Here is a 12299-nt window from a genome sequence, read left to right on the forward strand (position 1 = left end):
ATGCAGCGCCCACAAAAAAGCCCGGCTCAAGAGCCGGGCTTTTTGTTCAGCTATTTACACTCAGTTGCCGTAAACCGGCAGCTTCTTGCAGATGGCTTTGACTTTCTCGCGAACAGCGTCGATCACGGCTTCGTTGGTGATGTCGTCCAGAATGTCGCAGATCCAGGTAGCCAGCTCGCGGCATTCTTCAACCTTGAAGCCACGGGTGGTCACAGCCGGAGTACCGAAACGCAGACCCGAGGTCACGAACGGAGAGCGCGGGTCGTTCGGCACGGAGTTTTTGTTCACGGTGATGAACGCTTTGCCCAGCGCGGCGTCGGCGTCTTTACCCGAGATGTCTTGCTTGATCAGCGACAGCAGGAACAGGTGGTTTTCAGTACCGCCCGAAACCACGTCATAACCGCGCTCAATGAACACCGAAGCCATGGCCTGGGCGTTCTTCACCACTTGTTGCTGGTAAACCTTGAACTCCGGTTGCAGGGCTTCTTTGAAGCACACTGCTTTACCGGCGATCACGTGTTCCAGCGGGCCGCCTTGCGAACCCGGGAAAACAGCGGAGTTCAGCTTCTTCTCGATTTCGGGGTTGGCTTTGGCCAGGATCAGGCCGCCGCGTGGGCCGCGCAAGGTTTTGTGGGTAGTGGTGGTCACTACGTCAGCAAACGGCACAGGGTTCGGGTAAACGCCTGCTGCGACCAGACCGGCCACGTGCGCCATGTCCACGAACAGGTAAGCGCCGACTTTGTCAGCGATGGCACGGAAGCGCGGGAAGTCCAGGATCTGCGAGTAAGCGGAGAAACCGGCCACGATCATTTTTGGCTTGTGCTCAACCGCCAGGCGCTCGACTTCGTCGTAGTCGATCAGGCCGTTGGCGTCGATGCCGTATTGAATAGCGTTGTACAGCTTGCCCGAGGACGAAACGGTGGCGCCGTGGGTCAAGTGACCGCCATGGGCCAGGCTCATGCCCAGGATGGTATCGCCGGCCGACAGCAACGCCAGGTACACCGCGCTGTTGGCCTGGGAGCCAGCGTGCGGCTGAACGTTGGCGTAATCGGCGCCGAACAGTTCTTTGGCGCGGTCGATGGCCAGTTGCTCAACCACGTCGACGTATTCGCAGCCGCCGTAGTAACGCTTGCCCGGATAACCTTCGGCGTATTTGTTGGTCAGTACCGAGCCTTGAGCTTCCATCACCGCTGGGCTGGTGTAGTTTTCCGAAGCGATCAGCTCAATGTGTTCTTCCTGGCGCTGAGCTTCTTGCTCCATGGCGGCAAAAAGGTCGGCGTCGAACTTGGCAAGTGTCAAATCACGGCTGAACATGGCGGTCCTCAAGGATCGGGGGCAGAAAAGGAGGGCATTCTAACCCAACGGGTTTTATCTGGCATATGAAAGGCAATCATGTGGCAGACAAGTGGCTTTCAGGTACGGGGTTTTAGCGAGCTTTTGAAGCCTTACTCGAACACTGGCAGGGCTTCCTGGCTGAAATGTGCTTCAAATTGCCGCGCAGGCATGGGCCGCCCGAACAGGTAACCCTGCACTTCATCGCAGCCATGTTCACGCAGGAAGTTCAGCTGTTCGTGGGTTTCGACGCCTTCAGCGATTACGGCCAGGTTCAGGCTGTGGGCCATGGCGATGATGGCGCGGGCGATCTGTGCGTCCTGTTCACCTTCGGGCAGACCGTCGACAAAGGTGCGGTCGATTTTCAGCACATCGATGGGGAACTGCTTGAGGTAGTTGAGCGACGAGTACCCGGTGCCGAAGTCGTCAACGGCAATGCTCAGGCCGAGGTTTTTCAGGCTGGCAAGGATTTGCAGCGCTTCGCTGACTTCGCGCATCAGGATGCTCTCGGTCAGTTCCAGCTCCAGACAGGCCGGGGGCAGGCCTGTCTCCTTTAGGATATTGGCAATGCGCGTGCCCAACTGGCCGTCGGAGAATTGCCGCGCCGAGATGTTGACCGAGACTTTCGGCACGCGCACTTTGGCTTGGTGCCATTGCTTGAGCTGACGGCACGATTCAGCCAGCACCCAGTCGCCCACATCCACCACCAGCCCCAGTTCCTCAAGTACCGGGATAAAGTCGCCCGGCGGCACCAGGCCACGACGCGGGTGGTTCCAGCGCAGCAACGCTTCGACGCCAGTCAGGCGCTTGCCGTCGCCGCTGAATTGCGGCTGGTAATAGAGGATGAACTCTTCCTGCTCCAGTGCATGGCGCAGGTCGCTTTCCAGTTCCAGACGTTCCAGCGCGCTGGCGTTCATGTCTGCCTGATAGAACTGGAAGTTGTTTTTGCCACGTTCCTTGGCGTGGTACATCGCCGTGTCGGCGTTCTTCATCAACTGGCTGAGTTCGTTGCCGTCCTGCGGGCTCAGGGCGATGCCGATACTGGCCGTGACAAAGAACTCGCGGCTCTCCAGCACAAACGGCTTCACCAGGCTGGCGAGGATCTGCTCGGCCACGCTGATGGCGCGGTTGAGTGCCATGTCGCGGGTCGCACGGGGTTGCAACAACAGGGTGAACTCATCGCCGCCCATGCGCGCCACGGTGTCGTCATTGTCCACGCAGGCGAGCAGGCGAATGGCCATGTCTTTGAGCATGCGATCGCCCGCCGCGTGGCCCAGCGAGTCATTGATCGGTTTGAAGCGGTCGAGGTCAAGGAACATCAGCACCACCCACGACTTGTTGCGCTCAGCCTGCTGCAGCGCGGTATGCAGACGGTCCTGGAACAAGGTGCGGTTCGGCAGGTGGGTCAGGGCGTCGTAATAGGCCAGGCGGTGAATCCGCTGCTCACTGGCCTTTCGCTCACTGATGTCGCTGAAGAAGCACACATAACTGGCTAGATCGCCTTCGTCATCGAAGACCGCCGTGATGCCGACCCACGCCGGATAGTGTTCGCCGTTCAGGCGCTTGAGCCAGATTTCGCCTTCCCACGTGTTGTGCTGGTGCAGTTGCTTGAGTACGTAGTGCAAATGCGCTTGTTGCTGTTCATCGACGGTGAGCATGCTCGGCAATTGGTCGAGCACTTGCGACACGGCGTAGCCGCTGACCCGGCTGAAGGCCTCGTTGGCCTGCACGATATAACCCGCCGGATCGGTAATGAGGATGGCCGAGGTCGAGTGTTCAAATACCGTGGCTGCCATGCGCAGGTCTTTTTCCGCGCGGCGCTGTTGACTGATATCGCGGCCGACCCCGAGGATGCCTTCGAACGCATCGTTCTCATCCCACACCAGTACCAGACGCAGCTCAATCGGGATCTTGCGCCCGTCGGCCCGCAGGCAATCGAACAGGAACAGTTGAGTATCGAGTTCGGTGCGCAGGGCGGCCAGTTGGTCCGGTTTGTCGAGCGCGTGGCTGACCCGTTCAATCAAGCTGTAAACACCCGCCAATTGTTGTGGGTTGGCGATGGTGGATTGCCAGCCGTGCTTGTACACCCAGTCGGTATCGAAGCCCAGTACGGTGTGAACGGAGGGGCTGACGTAGTTGAGTTTCAGCGCACTGTTGGTCGAGAAAATGACATCACTGATACTTTCGGCCAGCATCCGGTAGCGTTGTTCACTGTCGCGTAACGATTCGCTGGCTTCGATCTGGTCTGTGATGTCCTTGGCCACCCCCACGATACGTGTGACCTGATCGTACGCGTCCCGCGCCAGTGCCTGTGCGCGGATGTCGAAGCGGCGCCACACGCCGTTGCTGTGACGAAAACGCAGATGGCATTGCAGCAGGTGCGCGTAGCCGCCATGGCGCTGTTGCTTGCGCATCAGGTGGTAATGCTCGGCGTCTTCGGGGTGCAGTAGCAGTTCCCAGAAGTAAGTGCCCATTTGCTGCAGTTCGGTGGCGTTGTACCCCAGGGTGTGGCCCAGGTGGTGGTTGCTGAAAATCATCCGCTGGCTGATGACGTCCTGCACATACAGGTGGTCGGGCACAGTGCGCACCACATCTGACCAGAAACTCTCGCGCTCCTGCAGCGACAGTTCGATGAGCTTGCGGCTGGTGATGTCGCTGATGCTCAAGATCACGGCCTGAAAATCGCTGCGATCTTGCGGCAGACGCAGCACCAGCCATAAATGTTGGTCCTGCCCCAGGGCGTCGACGAGGGTGATTTCCAGCTCAAGTTGCTGTTGATGGTTGAGCACCGCCTCGATGACTTGATAGCTAATGGCCGAGGTGTTGTTCGGGCAACCGTTGATCAGTTTTTCCCAGGCACCTTCGCACGAGTCCACGCCCAGCAACTGCAACGCCACCTGATTGACTTCCGTGATGCGTAACTGCTCACACAAATGCTGGCGTTGCACGGGGTTGTTGTTGAGCCAGTGTTTAAGCGCCGTGCTGTCATATAACTGCTCGCGCTCCAGAAAGCCCGGCAGGCTGGAGAGGTCAAGCACGCACAGGGCGACCCCGGTGCCTTCAAAAATGTCGTGATAGCGGCGGCGCCCTTCATGGGCCTGACGCTGGCGGCGGCGCATGTTAATTAGCGCGATCACCGGTAGCAGGGAAAACAGCAGACCGAGCAGGCATTTACCGATAAGCCCGGGCAACAGTTGCCCAATCACCCGCTCTTCGTTGAACAGCGCACGCAGTTGCCAGTCGCTGTGGCTCAGCGGCAACAGCGCGACCGTATCGGTCGCGTCTTGCGAGCTGAGGGTGGAGGCAGGCGTGACAGGGGCCGTGCTGTGATTCAGTACTTTGTGGGTCTGGGCATTTTCGATCAGCCAGTGCGGCCGGTCGGCCTGCCGTGTTTGTAAGGTCAGGCTGTGCAACATGTCCGGTCTCAGGCGCAGTAACCAGTATCCGCCTGACGGGCTACCGGGTTTGGCGAGCAGCAAATAAAGGGTGCTGGCATCGCTGTTGTTGCTGAAGTAATAACTGTCGGTGCGCGTGCGCGATTGATTGTGTTTGACCCAGTCACGCAGAAAAGCCGCGTCCGGGCTGATACCGCCGCTGTCGAGCAGCACTTCGCCTTCCGGGCTGAGCAGGGCCAGGCTCTGCAACGACGGCAGCGACTGACGCATCCGGCTGACCTGGGCGCGTAACTCGCGCAGTGTGCCGGGGGGTTGTTGGGCGGGCAGCAGATTAAGCGCCATCTCCGCCCGCAGGGCCATGCTCACATTGACGTGATCCGCCAGGTCGGCGCTATAAGCGGCGCTGTATTGGCGCTGATGCTCGACCGTTGACTGAAATTGCTCGATCAGCAGCCAGAACAACATGCCCAGCAATAGCAAGACCAACGTGGCCAGCGCGCCTTTTAACGTGCCGCGCACGGGGGTGCCAAGCCATGGGCCTGGAGCACGCGCGGGGTTAGACGGTGTGACGTTGGGCAAGCTGTGATCCTGCGATTTGGCTGCAATGGTGCGATACGCACTATAAGCGGGACGCCCAAAGGGCGGCTAGCATGCCTTGGACTGTGGCAAAGTGCCAGCCCCCTGGTGGGCGCTGGTTTGCCCTGCACTGCGCATTCAGGTAGCTTTGCCGGTTACGCGGGGGCACAAGGGCTCCTACACTCAGGCTTTTTACATGAGCAGGCATTGACCCAGATCAATCCCTGTCCTTCTGCTATGGCCTGAGCCGTGCATTGCTCGCGCCTTATTCACCTGTCACTGACGCTAGGTTCACCATGGCTCAATACGTTTTCACCATGCATCGGCTGAGCAAAGTTGTTCCGCCGAAGCGGGAAATCCTGAAAAACATCTCCCTGTCGTTTTTCCCGGGCGCCAAGATCGGCGTACTCGGTTTGAACGGTTCGGGTAAATCCACCCTGTTGAAAATCATGGCTGGCGTCGACACCGAGTTCGACGGCGAAGCCCGTCCAATGCCGGACTTGAACATCGGCTACTTGCCGCAAGAGCCGCAACTGGACCCGAGCAAAACCGTTCGCGAAGTGGTTGAAGAGGCCGTGAGCGTGATCAAGGACGCGCAAGCGCGTCTGGACCAGGTCTACGCGGAATACGCCGACCCGGATGCCGACTTCGACAAGCTGGCCGCCGAACAGGCCAAGCTCGAAGCCATCCTGCAGGCAGGCGACGGTCACAACCTTGAGCGCCAGCTGGAAGTCGCCGCCGACGCGTTGCGCCTGCCAGCCTGGGACGCGAAAGTTGAACACCTGTCGGGTGGTGAGAAGCGCCGTGTGGCCTTGTGCCGCTTGCTGCTGTCGGCCCCGGACATGCTGCTGCTCGACGAACCGACCAACCACCTGGATGCCGACTCGGTCGCCTGGCTGGAGCACTTCCTGCACGACTTCCCGGGCACCGTGGTTGCGATCACGCACGACCGTTACTTCCTGGACAACGTAGCGGGCTGGATTCTGGAACTCGACCGCGGCGCCGGCATTCCTTACGAGGGCAACTATTCGGGCTGGCTTGAAGCCAAGTCCGATCGTCTGGCCCAGGAATCCAAGCAGCAGTCGGCCCACGAGAAGGCCATGAAAGACGAGCTGGAATGGGTGCGTAAAGGCGCCAAGGCGCGTCAGTCCAAATCCAAGGCCCGTCTGCAACGCTTTGAAGAACTGCAATCGCAGGAATTCCAGAAGCGCAGCGAGACCAACGAAATCTACATCCCGGCCGGTCCGCGCCTGGGTGACAAGGTTATCGAGTTCAAGAACGTCTCCAAGGGTTACGGCGATCGCGTGCTGATCGACAACCTGTCGTTCGCCATGCCAAAAGGCGCCATCGTTGGCGTGATCGGTGGTAACGGTGCGGGTAAATCCACCCTGTTCCGCATGCTGATGGGCAAAGAGCAGCCGGATTCGGGCAGCATCGAAATCGGTGAAACCGTGCAATTGGCATGCGTTGACCAGAGCCGCGACGACCTCGACGGTAGCAAAACGGTGTTCCAGGCCATTTCTGACGGTTCCGATGTCATCCGTATCGGCAACTATGAAATCCCTTCGCGTACTTACGTAGGGCGTTTCAACTTCAAAGGGGGCGATCAGCAGAAGTTCGTCAAGGACCTGTCCGGTGGTGAGCGTGGTCGCTTGCACCTGGCCCTGACCTTGAAAGAGGGCGCCAACGTGCTGCTGCTCGACGAACCGTCCAACGACCTTGACGTTGAGACCCTGCGTTCGCTCGAAGAAGCGCTGCTGGACTTCCCTGGCGCCGCCATTGTGATCTCTCACGACCGGTGGTTCCTTGACCGCGTCGCGACCCACATCCTGGCGTATGAAGATGACTCTCAAGCAGTCTTCTTTGAGGGCAACTACACCGAGTACGAAGCTGACCGCAAAAAGCGCCTAGGCGAGGCGGCTACTCAGCCGCACCGTGTGCGTCACAAAAAACTGGCCCAGTAAGGCCGGTTTGCAAAAAGCGGAGCCCCACGGGGCTCCGTTTTTTTTGCCTGTTTTGGCTGTACGTAATGGCTATTGCTGGTGCAGAAATGGGTACAAGATTCACTTTTTTGGTGCGCAAAACACAAAAAAAGTAGCGCTATTTATATAAAAGCACCATTTAAATTCAGAAATGCGACATTTTGCGCTGTCGCGGTGCGACATGAATTGATAAAGTTCCGGCCAATCTCCGTTTAACGACAATAAATTTGCCGAGACTTGCCCATGATCGAATCCGTCGACCACTTCCTTTCCCGCCTCAAAAAACGTGACCCCGACCAGCCAGAATTCCACCAAGCGGTGGAAGAAGTCCTGCGTAGCCTGTGGCCTTTTCTAGAAGCCAATCCGCATTACCTGACTTCCGGGATTCTTGAACGTATATGCGAACCTGAGCGGGCGATTGTGTTTCGTGTGTCGTGGGTAGATGACGAAGGCAAAGTGCGGGTCAACCGCGGCTTCCGTATTCAGATGAACAGCGCGATTGGCCCTTACAAAGGCGGCCTGCGCTTCCACCCGTCGGTGAACTTGGGCGTGTTGAAGTTCCTGGCGTTCGAACAAACCTTCAAAAACTCCCTGACCTCGTTGCCTATGGGCGGCGGCAAAGGCGGTTCAGACTTCAACCCCAAGGGCAAAAGCGACGCTGAAGTCATGCGTTTCTGTCAGGCCTTCATGAGCGAGCTGTACCGCCACATCGGTTCTGACGTGGACGTGCCCGCCGGTGACATTGGTGTCGGCGCCCGTGAAATCGGTTTCCTGTTCGGTCAGTACAAGCGCCTGAGTAACCAGTTCACCTCAGTGTTGACCGGCAAAGGCATGAGCTACGGCGGCAGCCTGATTCGCCCGGAAGCCACCGGTTTTGGTTGCGTGTATTTTGCTCAGGAAATGCTTAAACGCAGCGGCCAGCGCATTGATGGCAAGCGTGTGGCGATCTCGGGTTCCGGTAACGTGGCGCAGTACGCCGCGCGTAAAGTCATGGACTTGGGTGGCAAAGTGATTTCGTTGTCTGATTCCGAAGGCACTCTTTACTGCGAAGCGGGATTGAACGACGAGCAGTGGGATGCGCTGATGGCGCTTAAAAACGTCAAGCGTGGGCGTATCAGCGAATTGGCCAGCCAGTTTGGCTTGGAGTTCCTGGCCGGGCAGCACCCCTGGAACCTGACCTGCGACATCGCCTTGCCGTGCGCTACGCAAAATGAACTGGACGCCGACGCGGCACGTGCGCTGCTGAGCAATGGCTGCGTGTGCGTGGCCGAAGGCGCTAACATGCCGACCACGCTGGAGGCGGTGGACCTGTTTATCGAGGCGGGCATTCTGTTCGCTCCGGGCAAAGCCTCCAATGCGGGCGGCGTGGCCGTGAGTGGTCTGGAAATGTCGCAAAACGCCATGCGTTTGCTCTGGACCGCGGGTGAGGTGGACAGCAAGTTGCACAACATCATGCAGTCAATCCACCACGCGTGCGTTCACTATGGTGAAGAAAACGGCCGTATCAATTACGTCAAAGGTGCCAACATCGCCGGGTTCGTCAAAGTGGCCGATGCCATGCTGGCGCAGGGCGTGGTTTAAGCCGGGTCTACGCGAAGGATTTCGACCTGCAAATCCCCCGCAGGTCGAAGCCATAGCACTTCATCGCCGGGGCCTGCGCCCAACAGCGCACGGCCCAGTGGCGATCCCCAATTGATCAAGCCCTGGGTAGCATCGGCCTCATCTTCGCCCACCAGTTGCACCTGTTGCTCATTGTCGTGTTCGTCGACGAACGTCACCCTGCTGCCGATCTGCACTTTTTCTGTGGACGTGGCCGGGGCGGCGACCTGCGCACTCAGCAAGCGCTGATTGAAGTAACGCAAGTCACGGTCGAGATCAGCCAGACGTTGCTTGTCGGCATCCTCCCTTTTGGCGGTTTCGTGAGCATGCTGAGCCTGTAGCTCGCTGACTTTGGCTTGCAATAAAGCAAGACCCCGGGCGGTGACGTAATTGGGCTGGCTGCTGACCTGACGCTCAATGGGGGCATTGGCGTGGTCAGCGGCGCTGTCTTCATTTACAAACGCGCGGCTCATGGCAACTGTCCCTTATGGCGATAAGGTTAAGAGCTCGCGGGCCGGTCAGGGTTCAGATTATTGCGAGCGATGAGCCCGGGCCGCGTCCACATCCTTCTCGTGTTGCCAGTCGCGTTCGCGTTGATCCCAATGGCGCTCTTGATACTGCTCACGGTCCTCGCTTTCACGCATGGCCTGACACTGACGAAAGCCGTCATCCCAGCCTTGAGCGTAGGTGGGATCATTCAAATAGCGCGGGACGTTTTTCTTGAATTCACCCGTTATCACGCCTGCTGCTTGTCGGCCGCTGCTGCAACCCTCATCAAAGCCGTCGGCAAAGGCGGGTGGATACCCTTTGGCCAGCAGGTCCTGGTGGGTGGTCTGACACCCGGCCAATACTGCAATCAGCATCCCCACCCCCACACACCTGCGCCACATAACCCACCTCATTGCACCGTTGAACGGCTGATGAGGTGAGTGTAGGCCGGGATCTGTGAGTGAGACGTCAAGCCGATGTCAATGCGATGTCAGTGATCAGGTTGAGCCCCCGAGTGTCGCGTGTTCAGCCAGCTCCTGCTGGATAAATGCCGCGACCATGGCGCGGTACACCTGCTCGGTGACGTGGGGGTTGGCACCGAGTTCCTCGGCCAATGCCCTGACCTTGAGGAAAACTTGCTCCACACGCTGTGGGGCTTTGACCGCGTTGCTGTCCTTTTTAAACCGGGCGGCCTGCGAAACATACGCCCCGCGCTGTGCGATCAAGCCGACAATCTGGCGGTCCAGTTCGTCGATGTGTGCCCGTACGTCTTCCAGGTTTTGGCACGTTATCGCCATGTGGTGAAGCTCCCTTCAGTAGTGATACCACTTCACTTCCAACATCACTTCGTTCACTGGCGAGGTCAAGTGGCTGAACTCGCGCTGAGCCGTCAGGCGTAAACCAAGGTTGCGCGACAGTTCCCATTGTTGGTTCAGGCTCAAGGTGCGGCGTATTTCTCCGTTGGTGAAGTAATCGCCTTTGGCTTCCAGGCTCAGGTTGCCGATCGGGTTGCGCCACAGCAGGCCGGTGTTAAAGCCCGCCGCTGGTGATACGAAAGCCGCAAAGTCGTTGTTGTGCTCCACGCGCACAGTGCCGAGGGCGAAGCCCAGCACGTCGTCAGCCAGTTGCCAGGTGCCACCTGCGCCGCCGTTGACATGGGTGACGAGGGTTTCATCGCCATGTTTACCGAGTACCCGCTCCAGCCCACCACCCACTTGCCATGACCAGGGTTTGAGCAAGTCATTGCGCGGGGTAAGGGAGCGGATGTTGGCCAGGTCCAACTGCTGGATTTGCCAGTGGTTGCCTTCGTACTGACGCAGTTTGAGCTGCAGGATTTCAATTTGCGCACCCAGCGGGAAGCCCGGCGCGTTGTCATTGAGGTCGTGGTAGGCCATGCGCAGGCCATATTCGGCAAAGGCCTTGTCGTCACGGCTGCCGACGCCCAATTGCCAGGTACGCGATTCGTGGCCGTTCTCTGGCAGCTCGGGTTTTTCGACGTCCAGTTCAGGGGCCGGATTTTGATTAATCGCCCGCAGCAGTTCAAAGCTGCGTTGCGAACGGTCGGTGTCCCGCTCCAGGCCGTTGGCGCGGTAACGTTCAAGGCGATACGCCGCATCGATAATCAGCGCCTGACGCGCTTTGGGCAGGGCCTTGAAGTCCGGGTTCTGCAATTGTTTCTGGTCGGCGCTGACTTGCAGCACCCATTGCTGCTCCTCGGGGTCGAGTACCTTGGCGCGATCCAGCAGCTCACGTTCGCGGGAAGGCCGGTATTCGATACTCTCGACCAAACCGGCTTCCTTGACGGCTTTCACGGTGTCGGTGGGGATCGCCGTGAGGGGAAACTGGGTCGTCAGTTGCAGGCCCGGACGTGCTACTTGCAGCAACTCAAGCAGGCGATAAGAGCAGTTTTCATCGAAGAAGAAGTAATCGAACTGGATCTGTTTCAGCTCCCACACGTGTTCGACCATGCGCCGGGTTTCTACGGGCGTCAGGTTCAGGCGGTATTCCCACAGGTCACGGTTTTCGAGACTGCGGTATTCCGAGAGTTTTTCCTGATACGGCACCAGCGCGAACAGGCCCGGGTAGCCACCGGCCAGTCCTTTCCACGCGTACAGAATGCTGTTGTCGGAGCCTTCAATGTAGGCGCCAAAGTTGATCGCGTAGCTCAGCAGTGCGGTCTTGTTGCTTTGCACGTCTGCCTGATCGATGCGCAGCAAAGTGTGGCCGAACATTGATGACGGGCTGTTGAGGTAGGCCGCCGGGAAAATCATGACGGTGCTGTGCGGGGCCACGTCTTTGAACCATTGCGTGAACTCTGCGCAGGGGGCGGGCGGCAGGTCGTTCAGGTTCAATTGGGCCTTGAGCCAGCGGGTACGGGCCGGGTACACGCACTGCGGGTGTTTGTCCCCCAGGCTTAACGGTGAATACAGCGCCTCGACGGTGGCGCGCAGTTCGGCGTCCGGGTGTTGGGCACCGTCGGGTGCGATGAAGAATTTGTCGTCGCTGACGTAACTGCGCCAGCCGCCGAGTGTGCGGGCTTCATAATGCCCGAGGGAAATCCAGAAAGGGTCGTTGGCCAACTGCTGCAAACGTTGATTGTCGATATGGGGCGCGGCATATAACGGGGCGCAGGCACAGAGCGCCAGATAGGCAAGGCGTTTGAGCATGGTGGGCAACTGTTGTCAGACAAATAGAAATGAAGCAGAAGAATACCCGCTCCGAAAGGAGCGGGCAGGTCTCATTTACGCAGCAGTGGCGTATTTGGACAGGCGTGCATCACTTTTCAGGACGGCCAGGGTGTTGTTGTGAACGTCATCTGCGGTCACGTCAGCTTTGCTGAAGATCTGCTGGGGAATCTCCGAACAAGTTTTCAAATGTGCTGAAATACGCCTGACCACCTGATCCGAGCCGCCTATGAGCCAGATGA

General features: G+C 58.7%; 7 protein-coding genes and 2 pseudogenes. 2 read left to right on the forward strand and 7 right to left on the reverse strand.

The genetic code is table 11. The annotated features are described in order from the left end of the window. Positions 1-60 precede the first annotated feature (60 nt). Entirely contained in the window at positions 61-1314 is a 1254-nt protein-coding gene (gene glyA, locus CJF39_RS03850) for a serine hydroxymethyltransferase (RefSeq protein ID WP_094992222.1), read from the reverse strand. 131 nt (positions 1315-1445) lie between these two features. Then, positions 1446-4595: pseudogene (locus CJF39_RS03855) on the reverse strand (EAL domain-containing protein); the annotation flags it as partial. A gap of 1004 nt (positions 4596-5599) precedes the next feature. On the opposite strand from CJF39_RS03855, the gene ettA reads away from it, so the two are divergent. Together ettA and gdhA are read left to right on the forward strand one after the other, a co-directional pair. Continuing rightward, positions 5600-7267 carry an energy-dependent translational throttle protein EttA gene (ettA, locus tag CJF39_RS03860; RefSeq protein WP_047273569.1) on the forward strand — a complete coding sequence of 556 codons (1668 nt, stop codon included), beginning with the start codon at positions 5600-5602 and terminating at the stop codon, positions 7265-7267. Positions 7268-7528: 261 nt separating this feature from the next. Further along, positions 7529-8866 (forward strand): NADP-specific glutamate dehydrogenase, encoded by a 1338-nt coding sequence (gene gdhA, locus CJF39_RS03865; RefSeq protein ID WP_094992224.1) that lies wholly within the window; start codon positions 7529-7531, stop codon positions 8864-8866. Here the strand turns inward: gdhA and CJF39_RS03870 are convergent. From CJF39_RS03870 to CJF39_RS23145, 5 genes and pseudogenes are all read right to left on the reverse strand, one after another. Further along, complete coding sequence (locus CJF39_RS03870) at positions 8863-9357, reverse strand: GreA/GreB family elongation factor (protein WP_094992225.1); 495 nt, start codon at positions 9355-9357, stop codon at positions 8863-8865. The two genes, gdhA and CJF39_RS03870, sit on opposite strands and share 4 nt — an antisense overlap. Before the next feature lie 57 nt (positions 9358-9414). Next, on the reverse strand, positions 9415-9774 hold the full coding sequence (locus tag CJF39_RS03875; RefSeq protein ID WP_094992226.1) for a hypothetical protein: 360 nt from the start codon (positions 9772-9774) through the stop codon (positions 9415-9417). Between the two features lie 96 nt (positions 9775-9870). Continuing rightward, a complete protein-coding gene (locus tag CJF39_RS03880; protein ID WP_094992227.1) occupies positions 9871-10170 on the reverse strand; it encodes a chorismate mutase in 300 nt (99 codons plus the stop codon). Positions 10171-10185: 15 nt separating this feature from the next. Beyond that, positions 10186-12039, reverse strand: a complete 1854-nt coding sequence (locus CJF39_RS03885) for an Lnb N-terminal periplasmic domain-containing protein (protein WP_094992228.1) — start codon at positions 12037-12039, stop codon at positions 10186-10188. Positions 12040-12114: 75 nt separating this feature from the next. Continuing rightward, positions 12115-12299 (reverse strand): annotated as a pseudogene (locus CJF39_RS23145) (DUF3015 domain-containing protein); the annotation flags it as partial.

The sequence above is a fragment of the Pseudomonas lundensis genome, assembly GCF_002269125.1.
Classification (GTDB): Bacteria; Pseudomonadota; Gammaproteobacteria; order Pseudomonadales; family Pseudomonadaceae; genus Aquipseudomonas; species Aquipseudomonas lundensis_A.